5 protein-coding genes are annotated in these 17,837 nt (G+C 42.4%); 3 read left to right on the top strand and 2 right to left on the bottom strand.

What is annotated here, in order from left to right; translation table 11 throughout:
• Positions 1–183: 183 nt before the first annotated feature.
• Both VB654_RS07850 and VB654_RS07845 read right to left on the bottom strand, forming a co-directional pair.
• Positions 184–3,126: a peptidase domain-containing ABC transporter gene (locus tag VB654_RS07850; RefSeq protein ID WP_323213118.1), complete on the bottom strand. Its 2,943-nt coding sequence runs from the start codon at positions 3,124–3,126 to the stop codon at positions 184–186.
• An 84-nt stretch (positions 3,127–3,210) separates the two neighbouring features.
• The gene (locus VB654_RS07845; protein ID WP_323213117.1) at positions 3,211–3,969 is read right to left on the bottom strand and encodes a peptidylprolyl isomerase; all 759 of its coding nucleotides are present in this window, start codon (positions 3,967–3,969) and stop codon (positions 3,211–3,213) included.
• A gap of 896 nt (positions 3,970–4,865) precedes the next feature.
• On the opposite strand from VB654_RS07845, the gene VB654_RS07840 reads away from it, so the two are divergent.
• From VB654_RS07840 to VB654_RS07830, 3 genes are all read left to right on the top strand, one after another.
• Positions 4,866–8,489: an AMP-binding protein gene (locus VB654_RS07840; RefSeq protein ID WP_323213116.1), complete on the top strand. Its 3,624-nt coding sequence runs from the start codon at positions 4,866–4,868 to the stop codon at positions 8,487–8,489.
• Between the two features lie 34 nt (positions 8,490–8,523).
• Positions 8,524–15,933 carry an SDR family NAD(P)-dependent oxidoreductase gene (locus tag VB654_RS07835; protein WP_323213115.1) on the top strand — a complete coding sequence of 2,470 codons (7,410 nt, stop codon included), beginning with the start codon at positions 8,524–8,526 and terminating at the stop codon, positions 15,931–15,933.
• A gap of 31 nt (positions 15,934–15,964) precedes the next feature.
• On the top strand, positions 15,965–17,837 hold a 1,873-nt coding region (locus tag VB654_RS07830; protein ID WP_323213113.1), incomplete at its 3' end, for a type I polyketide synthase.

The raw sequence follows: 17,837 nt of genomic DNA, 5'->3' as shown, positions 1-17,837 counted from the left end.
TTTTCCTTTGAATCAAACTTAAATGCAAGGTTTTCGAGTTCCCACTTCATAAAAGCTTGCACTTTTTCAATTTCAAACAGGCTAAAATCCTTTACCTGTAATGTTTTTAGATTTCTTCAGCCAGCCCTATTTGGGGAGGGGAAGGTAAAATTTTTAGTGCTATTTTGATTTAGGACTGAGGAATCAAGCAATTACGGCTTCTTGCTGGCGATATAAACAGTAATAAAGTCCTCTCATGGCCATTAATTCGTCGTGAGTACCTTTTTCAGCAATTCGACCGTCTTCCATCATCAGGATGACATCAGCGTGGCGAATAGTACCTAAGCGATGGGTAATGAAAAAGACTGTGCGTCCTTTGAGTGCTTGTTGGAGGTTCTGACATACTTGGCGTTCGCTGTTGTAGTCAAGGGCGCTGGTGGCTTCATCCATAATGAGTAGCTGGGGGTTTTGGAGGACGGTGCGGGCGATCGCAATTCTTTGTCTTTGTCCTCCAGAAAGGGCTGATCCCCGTTCACCAACACGGGTGTTATAACCCATTGGCAGGCTCATAATAAAGTCATGAGCATAGGCTACACGGGCGGCGACGATAATTTCTTCCGATGTGGCTTCTGGGTTGTTGAGGGCGATATTTTCTTTAATTGTGGTATCAAACAAAAGCGTATCTTGTAATACCATGCCGATTTGTCGCCGCAGAGAATAAAGTTCAACTTTGTGGATGTCGTAGCCGTCAATCAGAATCCGTCCAGCTTCGGGGTCATACAGACGAGTTAAAAGTTTGGTGAGGGTGCTTTTACCCGCGCCACTTTGTCCCACTACGCCCACAAATGTGTTAGGAGCAATTTCTAAGCTAATATTATCTAGCTGCGGGCTGGGGCTGTGGGTAAAGCGGAAGGTGATATTCTCGTATTTAACTGCTCCTTGAATTGCTGGTAAAGGAATATCTTGGCGGACTTCTTCCTCTTGGGGCGTGTCTAAAATATCACTCAATCTTTCTAAGGATAGGGCTGTTTCTTGGAAGTTTTGCCACAGTTGCACTAGCCGCAGTAGAGGACTTGTGGTGTAACCTGCAATGATGCGGAAGGCGATTAATTGCCCCAAGGTGAGGGTTCCTTGTAATACTAAAAATGCTCCGACCCAAAGCAGTAATAACCCTGAAAGCTGGTTGAGAAATTTACTAATTGAACCCGCAGTTGTCGAAGTGATGGCATTTTTAAAGCTGTCAGCCACATATTTAGCGTAACGCTCTTGCCATTGCCAACGCGATCGCAGTTCAATATTTTGAGCCTTGACTGTCTGAATACCAGAAACAACTTCCACCAAATAAGATTGGGTAGCGGCGTTGCGTTCGGCGCGGTTGCGGGTTTGTTGGCGAATGATGGGGGCGACAATTAAGCCTAAAAGGGCAAATAATGGGACTGTGGCTAAAGCTACCAAAGTCAATAGCCAACTGTAGTAAACCATGACTACAATGTAGATCACGGAAAATATGGAGTCTAAGACCACTGTTAAAGCTGTACCAGTGAGAAATTGCCGAATATTCTCTAACTCATTAATCCGAGTTGAGAGTTCACCCACAGGACGCTTTTCAAAGTAACCTAGAGGTAGACGCAGCAGGTGGTCAATAACTTCTGACCCCAGTGCCATGTCAATGCGGTTGGTAGTTTCTACAAATAAATTTGTTCTCAGAGTAGTCAGAATTGCTTCAAATACTGCTGTAACAACTAATAAAGTCCCTAAAACATTCAACGTTGCGGGTGAGTTTTGAATTAATACTTTATCAATAATTACCTGGGTAATCAAAGGGTTCGCCAAGCCGAACAACTGGACAAAGAAGGAAGAAATTAAAACCTCACTCAAAACTCGGCGATACTGGGCAACAAAAGGCAAAAACCAACTTAAACCAAAGCGTTTACGGGGAGTTTGCTGGGTTTGTTGTAGCAGCAGAATTTCTCCTTCCTGTCCCCAAGTGGCGATAAATTCTGGAGTTTTGTGCCTTTGTATGCCTTTTCCTGGTACAGCTAACACCAGTTCCTTTTCAGTAGCTTGGTAAAGCACAGCAAAACTATTTTGCCATTGCAACATCACCGGGGTTTGTAAGCGACTGATGGCGACGGCAGGAACCATTGCTAGTTGCGCCCGTAAACCTAACATTTCTGCTAAGGAACCGCATAATTGTAAGGAAACGCTACCTAATCTTTGTTGCTGATTGTGCAGAACTCTACGGACGACATCCCGGCGAAAGGGCATATCCCAATATTGGCTCAACATTTGGAAGCAAGCCAAGGTTTCATTTAATACGCCATTTCCACTGACGTAAGGATATTTAATGCGTTCAGCTTTGCTAGGTTCTAGGGCTGGGGGTTGTTCTGAGGCGTAGGGAATATCCTCTGTTTCTGGTTCTGTAACTATAACTGCGGGTGTAATCGGGGTGGGTTGAAATGATACTGGGGGAATCCCTACTAACCGGGCTGTGCCGCTTTCTACTTTGAGGATTTGTTTGTCTGGGGATGGTTCTAAGCGATCGCCTATGGCAAAGTTAGTATTACCGCTACTTAACAACCAAAGCCGATGGGGATCTAGTTGACTTAGAGGTGTTTTCCCTTTGGGTGCGTTAAAAACAATGGTTTGGGGGAGAATTTCCGAGACTAAGGCGGCAACGTCTACTTCTCCCAAGGCACGACGCTGAATTTCTAAACTTAATAATTCAAATAATTCTGGGGTAGCGCAGCGTTTTGTTAGCGCTTCCTGAAAGGCTGGTTCTTTTTCCAGCAATGTCCGAAAATCAACAGAGGGAATAGTTATACATACTGATTCTATCGAAGCGATCGCCGTTTCACAAGCAACTCCCCGCAATAAACTTACCCAACCCAGAATTGCCCCTGGCTGGAGTAATTCTAAAGTGTCCGGTACGGGGGAATTATCAGTATATCCAATCAGGCGGGCTTGTCCTTCGTAAAGAATTGCCACATGAGCAGGCATTGTTTCTTTGACAACGATTGTGTGTCCCATACGGTAACGCAATAGCTGTGCTTTTTGTGTCAGTTGCTCAAGGGCCGAAGTGGATAGGAGGTTGAAGGGTGGTGTTGTCTTGAAAAACTGGGAAATAGCAGGTGTATAAGTAGTCATATTCGGTCTGGGGAAAGACTGATGATTTAAGATACAGGGGAGTGTCCCAGGGTTTAATTTTTTAACGCCAAGTAGCGCAGAGATTCACGCAAAGGAAGACGGAGTGAGTTTTGCTGAAGCTTGATTGAGGGTTTTTTGTAAGGATTCTTGTAGCCATTGCTGAAATAAATCATTGAGCAATTTTTTTCTAGTAGAATCATCCAGTTTGGCGTAAATCATCTGTTCTAACCTGACAATGACAACCCATTCTCCTAAACGCATGGGAGGCATGATTTGTCCTGGTTGACTAGCCCGGAGTTTGGCTGCTAATTGGGGGTGGGGTTGACTCAGAGGCATTGGTCCAATTAATCCCCCTGTTTGGGCTTCTGGCCCTTGGGAATATTTACGGGCGATGTCAGCAAAGCTTTGTTCTTTGGCTTTAATCCGGAAGTATAACTCCTGAGCGATCGCCATGTCACGAGTTCGCAGCAGAGAATAAGTTACCTGATCCAGTTGGGATTTCTGCGTGAGAAAATAAGACTCTAATTTATGTCCCCAAGTCGCCAGTTTATATTTTTCCAGCCGCAATTTTCTGGTTGCTATTCCCTGTAGTTGCGCTGGGGCAATATGATTTAACTTGAGCCAGTTTTCTATCTGTTGGGGATTAGTAAGACTATGGGCAGTATAAAATTCCTGTTGTGCTTGTTCTACCTCTTCTGGGCTACATTCAATACAGGTGATTGCTTGATCAATTAACAACTCACGATAAATCTGAGGCAACATCTGATAACCTGCTAACAGAGATATCAACTCTGGCGCAGTGATGGTTTGCTCAGACAACTTTTCTAAACAAGAATCATTCATTGCAAAATCAAGTTGATGATGGGTCTAATGTTTAAAACAAATAATTTATAGGAATCCGGTTTGGTTTCTGTTGCTTGCGTGGCGTAGCCATAGAGAACAGGGAATAGGGAATAAAATTCAAATAGGAGTCCTATGATGATGCAAATTGATTGACCGAAAAGGTTAAACGGTAAACTTGATCATTCAAACTAAAATTAATAATACCGCATATTACCGTAAAATTATTGAGAATCTTTATTAAAAATAACATACATTAAATGAGAGAGGTTGAATTCTAAAAAAATTATGTTTTTATTAAGTAAGTAGGCGAGAATAAGTCAAAGTAGATTAAGTAATGTAAAAATATTGAGATTGTTTCGTAGTGAGGGCTACAGCCCTCAAATAAGGACTGAAGTCCTTACTACAAACATTGAATTATTCCTGCTGCTCTACTTAGTTCAGTCCATCTTTAACAAAAAAATAGCCAGTATTTACAGTGCTTGTGCTAAAATATATGTAAATTTGAATACAATTTATCTAAAAATAAATAACTACTTTAATTGTATGGACAGTTAATTTTTTCGGGTTTTAACAAAAATTAGGACTTACGCAAAAACTCTGGGAAAACCCTCTTTACTTCTCCCAAGGGGAGACGCTTCGCTTAAAGCGGAGCTTATGCCTAGAAAAGCACACTTCGTAGAATATGTTTTTTCATAATTTTGTGTTAGCCCTGAAAGAAAAAATCCCTGTATCAACTTCTAGCAAAATCATCAATAATCAGTTATACTCAAATCCATTGGAATTACTGTTAACCAAAGTCTCTAAATAATTAGACTGCCCAGAAGCGCAGTTAAAAAGTGCAAATTTTTCACAAACCCTTTTAGCTAATTTTATTCCCCAAGGCGAATTAGTGCAGAATGATTAATTGCCAACGAGAAATATTCTCAACAGAAACACACCAAGCTGTAACCCTTGTAGATGTGTTACTCAAATGGACACAACAAAGAGGTAACTCTGTCGGCTTTTCTTTTTTGCAAGATGGCAAACAGGAAAATCTTACTTACGCGGAGTTAGACCAAAAAGCACGCACAATAGCGGCGCATTTACAGGCGATGCACTGGCAGGGAGAACGGGTATTATTAATGTATTCGCCAGGCTTAGAATTAATTGCGGCAATTATGGGTTGCTTTTATGCAGGTGTGGTAGCAGTGCCAGTTTATCCACCGCGTCGCAATCAAAACATGACTAGGCTATTAGCAATTACCCAAGATGCTGAAGTTAAGGGCATATTGACCACCGTATCCTTAAATGATTTATTACAAGAGGTAGCTAAAAATACAGTCATAGCAGGGTTAAATAAAATTGCCACAGATAGGATGATTTTATCTGTAGGTGAGGCTTGGCAAACTCCTGAATTGACAAAAGATAGTCTAGCTTTACTACAATATACTTCCGGTTCCACTGGCACACCCAAGGGAGTGATGCTCAGTCATGGTAATTTATTGCATAACTTGGCACAAATATATCAACGCTTTGGGCATTCATCACACAGCAAAGGTGTGATATGGTTGCCACCATATCATGATATGGGTTTGATGGGGGGAATCTTACAGCCGTTATATGGTGGTTTTCCAGTTACACTCATGTCTCCTGTAGCTTTTCTGCAAAAACCGCTTCGTTGGTTGCAAGCAATTTCTCAAACTCATGCTACCACTAGCGGCGCTCCTAATTTTGCCTACGAGATGTGTGTCCGCAAGATTCGTCTAGAGGAATGCCCAGATTTGGATTTGAGTAGTTGGGATTTAGCATTTACGGGTGCAGAACCAATTCGCCAAGATACATTAGAAAGATTTGCTACAGTTTTTGCACCTTATGGATTTCGACGAGCCGCTTTTTATCCTTGCTATGGTTTAGCGGAAGCAACTTTGTTTGTTAGTGGTAAAAATCAGAAAAATTTAGAATTAAATCATACTGCTCAAGGTTTAGTTAGTTGCGGTATTCCCAGTCATGACCAAACTCTAGTTATAGTTAATCCAGAATCTCGGCAACCTTGTGCAGTCGGGGAAGAGGGAGAAATTTGGGTCAAAGGTGAGAGTGTGGCTCAAGGTTATTGGCAACGTTTTCAGGAAACCGCAGCCAGTTTTCACGCCTCCTTAGCTTCGGGAGAAGGTGGTTTTTTACGCACAGGAGATTTGGGTTATTTACGTTCTGGGGAATTATTTGTCACGGGCAGGATCAAAGATGTTATTATAATCAGAGGGCAGAATTATTACCCCCATGATATTGAAGCGACTGTTGCCCAAAGTCATCCAGCTTTGAGTGCTTACTGGGGTGCGGCTTTTAGTGTGGAAGTCTCCGGGGAAGAACGGCTAGTTGTCGTTCAGGAGGTGGAGCGTAATGGCTGGCGTACACTGGATAAAGATGAAATCATTACAGCAATTCGGGCTGCTATTTCTCGTGAGTTTGGTTTGCAGGTGGATGGGATATGTTTGCTCAAACCTAGTAGTATTCCTAAGACTTCTAGTGGAAAGGTGCAGCGTTTTGCTTGTCGGGATGGGTTTTTGAGTTCGGGTTTGGATGTGGTTTGTCGGTGGGAGTTGTCTCACGCCAAGGCGCAGAGGCGCAAAGAAGAGAAGGTGGTAGATGGTTTGATTGAGTGGTTACGGGTTTATGCTCGTGATCATATTAATTCGCGGTTGATGGATGAACGGCGTTGTATTTCACCCCATATTGTTTTGGATTTTGGCAATAAGGGTTTGTTGGGGATGCAGGTTCCTTGTTGTTATGGTGGTTTGGGTTTGGGATATACGGACACCATCAGGATTATACAACAGCTTGGGGCGATTGATCCGACTTTGGCTTTATTTGTGGGGTTGAATAATGTGTTGGGGGTGCGTCCGATATTATTGTCTGGGAGTGAGTCTTTAAAGGCGGAACTTTTACCTATTCTGGCTACAGGACGGGAATTGGCGGCTTTTGCACTGACGGAAACGGGTGCTGGTGCTAATCCTCAAGCTATCCAATCTCAGGCCATTAGTGATGGTGATGGTTGGCGATTGCGGGGTGAAAAGATTTGGAGTGGTTCGGCTGCTTGGGCTGGTGTGATTAATGTGTTTGTTAAACATGAGTCGGGAATTAGCGGCTTTGTGGTGCGTCGGGGTACTCCTGGTTTACGTCAAGGTGCGGAAGCGCTAACGATGGGAATGCGGGGAATGGTGCAAAATACTGTTTATTTGGAAGATATTCCGGTGACATCTGCGGAATTATTGGGTGAAGTTGGGGCAGGGATGAATGTTGCTCAAGATGCGATGATGTATGGCAGGTTAGCGATCGCAGCTGCTTGTGTGGGTGGGATGCAACGTTGTGTACAATTAATGTGGCGTTATAGTGGACGGCGACAAATTGCTACAGGTAAATTACTGGATCATCCTGTGGTTTTATATCGTCTCCAAGAATTAACAAATGCCATTACTGCCGTCAATAGCTTGGTGATGCGGGTAGGAAAATTACTCGACGCAGGTGATAATATTCCCGCCGAAGTATATACAGCGTGTAAAATTTCTGCCCCTGAATTTTATTGGCAAGCAGCAGATTTACTGGTACAAACTTTGGGGGGACGGGGTTATATAGAAAGTAATATTGCACCACAAATTTTGCGAGATGCGCGAATTTTAAGGATATTTGAAGGACCAACAGAAACATTATGCGGCTTTTTGGGTGCGCGTGTTCTCAAACAAGGACAGACTCTACAAAATTTTCTCTGTCAAACTTTGGGTGCTGTGGAAGTTGGACAAAAGTTAGCTGATGCTGTAGAGCAAATTAGCGATCGCCTCCGTAATCACTCTAACATTAAATTCCAACGTTGGATATACCATCAACTAGGACAACTGACAACAGAAGCCATACTCTGGGCAGTATTAGATGATCAATCAGCAATTGCTTGGGTAAAAAATCGGTTTCATCAACAACTCCAGCAAATCCTGACATTTAATCCTGACAACTTACTATATCTCAATTCCCAAAACCTAGAAAATCACCTCCATCAATATACACAAAGCATCGGTGATATTGAACAAAACTTAGCCGGAGAAGAACAGCAACTAGATGAATTATTGCGTCAGTCCGGAGAGAATTGCCAGACAGCAGCAAAAACTTGGGACTCCCACCCCCAAACCGCAGATTTCCCAACCCAAAATACATCCGTCTCCCAAATCAGCACTTGGTTAAAAACGTGGATAGCTGAAAAACTGCACATATCAACTTCCGCCATAGATACCAATAAAGCCTTCGCCGACTACGGTATAGATTCCATCACCGCCGTAGAATTAACCCAAGACTTGCAACAATGGTTAAATATATCCCAACCCTTAGAGGCAACCATAGCGTGGAACTTCCCCACAATTACTGCCCTAGCCACCCACCTAGAACAACTCACCACCACCGAGTCAAACAACTTTGACAACTTATCCACCATAGATATAGCACAACTACTAAGCCAAGAAATAGCGATCGCTCGTCACCGAAAACCTCAAAATAAATAATTCCCTCCGGGTACTTTGCGTTAAAAAAACTCCTATGAAAGACAACTACCAAACATTGCTCAAAGACGCACTCCTAGAAATGCGACACCTGCGAGCCGAAATCACAACCTTAGAAACACAAAAAACAGCACCCATTGCTATAATTGGCATGGCTTGCCGTTTTCCTGGTGGTGCAAATAACCCCGAAGCATTTTGGCAATTGTTGCGAGATGGAGTTAATACAGTTAGTGAAATTCCCTCCCCACGTTGGGATATAGCGAACTACTACGATGAAAATCCTGATACTCCGGGAAAAATGTACACTCGCTACGGTCATTTTATCGACCGAGTAGAAGAATTTGACGCTGAATTTTTTGGAATTTCCCCCCGTGAAGCCGTAGCAATGGACCCCCAACAACGGCTATTATTAGAAGTCAGTCACGAAGCCTTAGAACGCGCCGGACAATCAACCCAAAAACTCAAAGGTAGTAAGACATCTATATATATAGGACTGTGTTTTGATGACTACGCCAAATATAGCGCCTCCCCATCTAGCCGCATAGATGCTTTTAGCAGTTTAGGTAACACTCGCAGTATCGCCGCCGGACGCATTGCCTACGTGTTAGGGTTACAAGGTACGGTGATGCAACTAGATACCACCTGTTCTTCTTCCTTGCTGGGGGTACATTTAGCCTGTCAAAGTCTCCGCAATGGTGAATCAGACATGGCTTTGGCGGGAGGAGTCAACTTAATTTTAGCCCCAGAACCAATGATTGGCTTTTGTAAATTGAAAGCCTTAGCAGTGGATGGACGTTGTAAAACCTTAGATGCGGCGGCTGACGGTTACGGACGAGGTGAGGGATGTGGTATTATGGTGTTGAAAAAATTGCGAGATGCGATCGCTAACCATGATCCCATTTTAGCGGTGATTCGTGGTTCCGCAGTCAATCACGACGGTAGCAGCAATGGTTTAACAGCCCCCAACGGTACAGCCCAAGCAGCTGTAATTCGCCAAGCGTTGGAAAACGCCCAGGTAGAACCGCAGCAAGTCCAGTATAGTGAACTCCACGGCACAGGTACAGTTATCGGCGACCCCATCGAAGTTTTAGCACTAGCTAACGTACTGGGTGAAGGTAGAAGTCAAAATCAACCCTTGTCCATTGGTTCTGTGAAAACCAACATTGGACATTTAGAAGGTGCAGCCGGTGTAGCAGGGTTAATTAAGGTAATCTTAGCATTGCAAAAGCAGCAAATTCCAGCCCATGTCAACTTACAACAACCAAACCCCTATATTCCTTGGCAGAAATTACCTGTCACCGTTCCTACCCAGTTAACTCCTTGGCAAAGTGAAAACGGTAAACGCATCGCCGGTATTAGTTCCTTCGGAATGAGTGGGACAAATGTGCATCTGGTTTTAGAAGATTTTACCCTTCCTCAACTTCCCCAGAGGGCAGAACAATACCATCTGCTGACTATCTCCGCTAAAACACCCCAAGCACTGCGGGAACTTGTAGGAGAATACATTAAATACTTTGATTCCCGTTCAGATACTAACTTCGCTGATATTTGCTTTACTTCCAACGTGGGGCGATCGCACTTCCCTTACCGTTTAGCGATACCCGCCAATTCTTATAGTACAGCTTATGAAAAATTATTTAATTACTCAGAATCTACCCCAAAAATACTTTCTAGTCAAGTAGTTATCCCCCATCTGCCCAAAATTGCTTTTCTGTTCACCGGACAAGGTTCACAATACCTGAACATGGGTAGAGAACTCTACCAAACCCAAGTTTATTTTCGCCAACAAATCGATAAATGTTGTGAATTATTGCATCCCCACTTAGACATAGATTTGCATTCAATTTTATTTGCGGACAAGGCAAACCAGCAATTACTTTCCCAAACTATTTACACCCAACCAGCATTATTTGTTTTAGAATACGCCATAGCTCAACTGTGGCGACACTGGGGAATTACACCAGACTTCCTCATGGGACATAGCGTTGGGGAATATGTAGCAGCTTGTATTGCAGGTGTGTTCAATTTACCAGACGCACTGAAATTAATTGCTAACCGCGCCAATTTGATGCAAAAATTGCCTGAAAAGGGAAAAATGTTAGCTGTTGCAGGATCAGTTACAGAAATAGCTAAATATATTCAATCATATTCGCCAAAAGTTACCATAGCCGCCATCAACGCCCCAAACAATACAGTTATTTCTGGTGAACAAAGCGCAATTGACGAACTTGCAGAAATCCTCCCAAATCAGGGAATTAAAATTACTCCCTTGTCAGTTTCCCATGCCTTTCATTCTCCCTTAATGGAGTCAATGGTAGGAGAATTTAGAGAAGTTGCTAAAAGTATTACATTTCATCCCCCCAAAACCCCAATAATTTCCAACATCACAGGTAAAATCATTAATACAGAAATAGCTCACGCCGAGTATTGGTGTCAGCATATTATGCAACCTGTACAATTTGCGCGAGGAATGGAAACATTAGCCACAGAAAACTGCGAAATCTTCCTAGAAATTGGGGCAAAACCCACCTTACTGAGTATAGGTCAAACCTGTTTAAACTCAGCCGAAAAATATTCCTGGTTGCCCAGTTTACGCCCAGGACAAAATGATGTGGAAACAATATTATCCAGCCTAGCATCATTATATATGCAAGGTGGAGATATCAACTGGGAAAACGTCAACGGAGATGAACAAAATCAAAGAGTAAATTTACCAACCTACTCATTTCAACGCCAGAGATATTGGGTAGAAAACCTCAACTCAGCCAAACCAACCCATACATCTAACTTCCACCCATTATTAGGAGAGAAATTACAAATAGCGAAATCAGAAAACATATATTTCCAAAATCAAATTTCTCAAAATTACCCAGAATACTTACCCCAACATCAAATTCTTGGTAAAATAATCATGCCGGCTGCGGGTTATGTAGAAATAGCAATTGCAGCCGCAGAAAAAATATTTAAATCTCACTCCTACCACATTCAAAATCTCGAAATTCTCCAAGCCTTACCCTTACCAAAAATCACAGATATCACCCTACAAATAACTCTCACCCCCTTAGAAAACCAAACCTACCAAATAGAAATCCTCTCCTTCCATTCTTCTTCCCTTTGCGCCTCTGCACCTCTGCGTGCAAAAACCCACGCCACCGCAATCATCCAAACATCACCCCCATCCTCACCCCCTCCAGATATTACCCAAATCCAAAAAACTTGCAACCAAGAAATTAACGTAAATACCTACTACCAAACCTGCAAACAAGTAGGAATAGAATATGGAAAATCCTTTCAAGCCATTCAACAACTGTGGCGAGGTAAAAAACAAGCATTAGGACAAATCAAACTATCTCCAGAAATTGATATTTACCCCTATCAAATTCATCCGATATTATTAGATGCTTGTTTACAGGTAATGGGAGCAATTTTACTCGACTTCCAACCACCTACAGCTTACCTCCCTGTAGCCATAGAAAAAGTGTATTGGTATGGCGAAAACCAAACATTCTCTGACATCTGGAGTCATGTAAAACTACGAGAAACATCTGATTATATTGCTGATATTCAAATCTTCCATCCAGATGGTAAATTAATTGCAATCATCAACGGCTTACAAATTCAACCAGTCAGACAATTAAACAACTGGCATGATTGGTTATATAGTATTGAATGGCAAGCAGAACCAATTCTTAGCCATCCCTTACTCACTCCCACCGCAATTAGTAACTCAAAATTACAACTATTACAGCAGTCAGATTTACAAAACTATATATCTTTATCATCCCAACTAGAAAACTTGAGTTTTGACTGTATATTACAGACATTTCAAAAATTGCAACTACCATTAACAGTTGGTGAGGAATTCTCTGCAACAGAAACAATGCAGAAAATGAGTATAGCAAGCCAATATAAAAAATTATATCAGCATTTATTACAGATTCTCCAAAAGGAAGGAATATTACAACCCCAAGGAGAAAAATTGCGAGTTATCAAAACACCACCCAGCATAACAACTGCTTCAGTTTTTCCCCAGTTGCGTCAAAGATATCCCAACGCCACATCAGAATTAAATCTACTCCAACGCTGTACTAGCAATTTAGCAGAAGTTTTGCTGGGAAAAACCGATTCATTAGAGTTATTGTTTCCAGGTGGAGACTTGAGCGACTTAACGCAACTTTACCAAAATTCACCCATTGCTCAAATGATGAATAATTTGGTAAAACAAGCTATAATCACAGCCATAGCCGAAATACCACCAGAAAAACCCCTACGAATTCTAGAAATAGGTGCGGGAACAGGGGGAACTACAGCACATCTGTTACCGGAATTGGCGCAAAGAGAAATTGAATATTACTTCACCGACGTTTCACCATTATTCCTCAGCAAAGCACAGCAACAATTCCCAGATTATTCCTGTGTGCGATACCAGATATTTGATGTAGAAAAATCACCCTCTGCTCAAGGCTTCACAGAAAACAGCTTTGATATGATCATAGCTGCCAACGTTCTCCACGCCACCCAAGATTTACAGAAAACTGTCATACATATTAAGCGGTTATTGTCAAGAGACGGCTTACTGTTTTTACTAGAAGGAGTGCAGACTGTCTGGTGGCTAGACTTAATATTTGGGTTAACTGAAGGCTGGTGGCGTTTCCAAGACTATGGCTTACGTCCCCATCATCCCCTCATTTCCAGTACACAATGGCAGAACTTACTCACACAAGAGGGTTTTGAATCTCCCACTCTATTAAATGAAATTATCGGAAATCAGGCGCTAATTGTGGCACAAGCTCCAATTAAACCAGATACATGGCTAATATTAGCAGATAAACAGGGAGTAGGACAAAAAATTGCTACTCATCTCCAAGGCCAAGGTGCAACTTGTGAGTTAATTTTTGCTGACTCAGAACTTCCCACCCTTCCCACGCCAGCATCACACCTAATTAACCTCTGGGGTTTAGATGTACCCCTCCCAGATGAATTAACCACAGAACAATTAATGGAAACACAACAGATACTCTGCGAAAGTCTGTTGTATTGGTTACATAATAACGTAGAGTATCAGCAATTAGCGCAATTGTGGCTAGTAACTCAAGGAGCAGTAAATACAGGAAAAGATGCTTCAATAAAAGGACTTGCAGCCGCATCATTGTGGGGAATCAGGAAAGTAATACAGTTAGAACATCCAGAATTAAACTATCGCTGTTTAGACCTAGATCCAATCTGTACCCCCACAGAACAAACAGATATTATCCTCAAAGAACTCCTCACAAATTCCCCAGAAACAGAAATTGCTTGGCGTAATCAAACCCGATATGCTGCAAGACTCACTCAAACTCCTCTGCGTGAAAATCAGCGTTTAACCATCAAACAAAGAGGAACATTAGAAAACCTCTCCTTCCAAACAGTAAACCGCCCTTCCCCAGAACCAGGAGAAATAGAAATCTGCATTCAAGCAACAGGCTTAAACTTCCGCGATGTTTTAAACGCCTTAGACTTGTACCCAGGTGAACCCGGAATGTTAGGCTGTGAGTGCGTTGGGGAAATAGTAGCCATTGGTACAGGGGTAAAACACCTACAAGTCGGACAAAGAGTTATGGCCTTAGCCAGTGGAAGTTTTAGCCAGTATGTCACCGTGAAGGAAGCGATCGCAATCCCCCTACCCCCAAATTTAAGTATAATTGATGGCGCAACCATTCCCGCCGCCTTTCTCACCGCCTTTTACACCTTGCATCACTTAGCCAAAATTCGCCCTGGTGACAAAATTCTTATCCATGCAGCTGCGGGTGGTGTCGGACAAGCAGCCATCCAAATAGCCCAACTAGCAGGGGCAGAAATATTTGCTACCGCCAGTTCCCAGAAGTGGGAAACGCTGCGAAACTTAGGCGTAAAGCAGATTTTCAACTCTCGCACCTTAGATTTTGCTGAGGAAATTCTCGCCCAAACTCAAGGAGAAGGTGTAGATATTATCCTCAATTCTCTAAGTGGAGATTTTATCACTGAGAGTTTAGCTATTCTCAAACCCCAAGGAAGGTTTGTGGAAATTGGCAAAATTGATGTGTGGACGCAGGAACAGGTACAACAAGTTAAACCAGATGCAAGTTATTTTTTGGTAGATTTAGTGGATTTTTGCCACCAGCAACCGGAACTTGTACAGAGTATTTTACAGCAATTGGTGCAGGAATTTGAGCAACATCGCTTACAACCTCTAGCTGCAAAAGTATTTCCCATTACTGAAATAGTAGATGCTTTTCGATATATGCAACAGGGTAAGCATACTGGAAAAGTCGTAATCAATTCAAAATTAAATAACTCTACTTCTCTATATCCTCTGAAAAAGAATTGTACTTATTTAATTACTGGTGGTTTGGGTGGTTTAGGTTTACTAGTGGCGGAATGGCTGGTAAAAATGGGTGCAAATCATCTCCTCTTACTGGGACGCAATGCACCTACATCTGATGCAGTGTCAAGGATTCAGAAATTAGAAGCTATTGGAGTGAGAATTGCGATCGCACAAATAGATGTATCCCAAAAAGCAACATTAAACAACATCTTGACAGAAATCGCCAAATCTGCATATCCCCTAGCTGGAATCATTCATGCGGCGGGAGTATTAGATGATGGGACGCTGTTACAAATGAACTGGGAACGCTTTCAACGAGTGATGACGGCGAAAGTTATGGGTGCTTGGAATTTGCATACATTAACCCAACATCAACCCCTAGATTTCTTCGTCCTTTTCTCCTCAGCCACCGCCTTATTCGGTTCACCGGGACAAGCAAACCACGTGGCTGCAAATACCTTCCTAGATACCCTAGCCCATTATCGACAAACCCAAGGCTTACCCGCACTAAGTATTAACTGGGGAATTTGGTCAGAAATTGGTTCAGCTATCCAAGCCACCAGCCAAATGCAGCAAAAAGGAATTGATGCGATCGCACCATCAGATGGTATCCAAATTTTACAACATCTGATGACACAACCCCTCACCCAAATAGGAGTTATACCCATTAACTGGCAAAAATTTGCCATTAACTCACCATTTTTCGAGAATTTTTATCCAGCCAACAACCCAGAAATCAGCGAAACACCACCCCCCAAAACAGATTTACTCAAAAAACTATCTCAACTAGACAAAACAGCAGGTTACGAACTAATAGAAACCTATATCCGTGAACAAATAGCAAAAATCTTAGGTTTTGCACCCAATGCAATTAACCCACAAACCGGATTTTTCGACTTAGGAATGGACTCACTCACAGCCATTGAACTCAAAAATCGCCTCCAAACCGACCTCAAAATCACCCTCCCCTCAACAATAGCCTTCGACTATCCCAACATACAAACATTAGCCCACCACCTCAACAACGAACTACAACAAACCCCAGAACCCTCCACAGCAGAAATCGCCGAACTACTAGCCCAAGAACTCCAACAACTCAACTAACCTCCGCGCCCCTCTGCGTTAAAAAAAACACATGACACAAGACTACCGCACCTTAATGCAAAACGCCCTCAAGCAAATCCAAGACTTGAAAGGCCAACTCAAAACTCAAACCGAACCCATAGCCATAGTAGGAATGGGCTGTCGCTTCCCTGGTGGTGCAGATACTCCCGAAAAATTGTGGCAATTATTACGCAACGGACATGATGGAATTACCGAAGTTTGGAGCGATCGCTGGAACGTCAACTCCTTTTACCACAACAATCCCAGCACCCTTGGAAAAATGTCCACCCGTTACGGCGGTTTTATTGGACACCTCCAAGAATTTGACGCAGACTTTTTCAACATAGCACCGCGAGAAGCCATATCTCTAGATCCCCAACAAAGGCTATTATTAGAAATCACTTGGGAAGCCTTAGAAAACACAGGCATATTACCCGAACAACTTATAGGTAGTCAAACAGGAGTTTTTATTGGCATCAGTAGTAACGATTACTCCACCCACTTATTGCAACGTCCCATTACAGACATTGATGCCTACTTAGCAACAGGTAATTCCCACAGTACAGCATCTGGTCGTATATCTTACATCTTAGGATTTACCGGACCCTCCTTAGCAGTAGATACCGCCTGTTCCTCCTCCCTAGTCGCCGTACATCTCGCCTGTCAAAGTCTGCGCCAGGGAGAATGTCAACTCGCTGTAGTCGGTGGTGTAAATCGCATCCTATCCCCAGAATTCACCATCAACTTTTCCCAAGCCCGGATGTTAGCAGCAGATGGAAAATGTAAAACCTTTGATGCTAAAGCAGATGGCTTCGTGCGGAGTGAAGGCTGCGGCGTAATCATTCTGCAAAAACTTAGCGATGCCCTAGCCGCAAAACATCCTATCCTAGCAGTAATTCGGGGTAGTGCCGTCAACCAAGATGGGCGCAGTAGCGGCTTAACAGTTCCCAACGGTCCCGCACAACAGGCAGTCATCAGACAAGCATTAAAAAATGCGACATTACAACCTAGTGATATTATTTACATAGAAGCACATGGAACAGGTACAGCCTTGGGAGATCCCATTGAAATTGGCGCATTAGGGGCTGTATTTAGCGAAAGTCATCAAAAATCGCCTTTATTAGTAGGTTCACTCAAAACCAACATCGGACATTTAGAAGCAGCTGCGGGAATAGCCGGGTTAATCAAAGTCGTACTGGCGTTGAAATATGGAGAAATTCCCCCTCATTTGCATTTTCAACAACCAAACCCCCATATTCCTTGGGAACAGTTCCCAATTCAAATTCCCACCACTTGCACACCTTGGCATGGTAAAAAAATAGCTGGGGTAAGTTCCTTTGGCTTTAGTGGAACTAACGCCCATGTTATTTTAGAATATACAGAAATTCCGAATCAAGAAAAAGAAAATAATATAGAACGTCCTCTACAGATTTTAACTTTATCAGCTAAAACTGAGACAGCATTACAACAACTAGCAAAAAACTATATTAACCATCTCCAGGATCATGACTGGGCAGATATTTGTTATAGTGCCAATACTGGGAGAAGTCAATTAGAATATCGTTTAGCTATTATTGCAGATTCCCTCACCACAGCCCAAGAAAAACTAAATTGTTTCATTAATAGTGAAGCAACAGCAAATATATTTACAAATAGAGTAAAATATCAATCTCGCCCAAAAATTGCCTTCCTCTTCACCGGACAAGGTTCACAATATCCACAAATGGGCTTTCAACTATATCATACTGCCCCCTTATTTAGAGAAACAATAAATAAATGCTGTGAATTATTATTAGCTAACTCAGATTTAGATTTACAGCCCTTATTTTTGCAAAAAAATAACCAAAATTTTAACGAATTACTCTCTCAAACTCTCTACACCCAACCCGCATTATTCATCCTTG

The sequence above is a fragment of the Nodularia sp. UHCC 0506 genome, assembly GCF_034931045.1.
GTDB lineage: Bacteria > Cyanobacteriota > Cyanobacteriia > Cyanobacteriales > Nostocaceae > Nodularia.
This window is presented reverse-complemented; position numbering and strand designations above follow the sequence as displayed.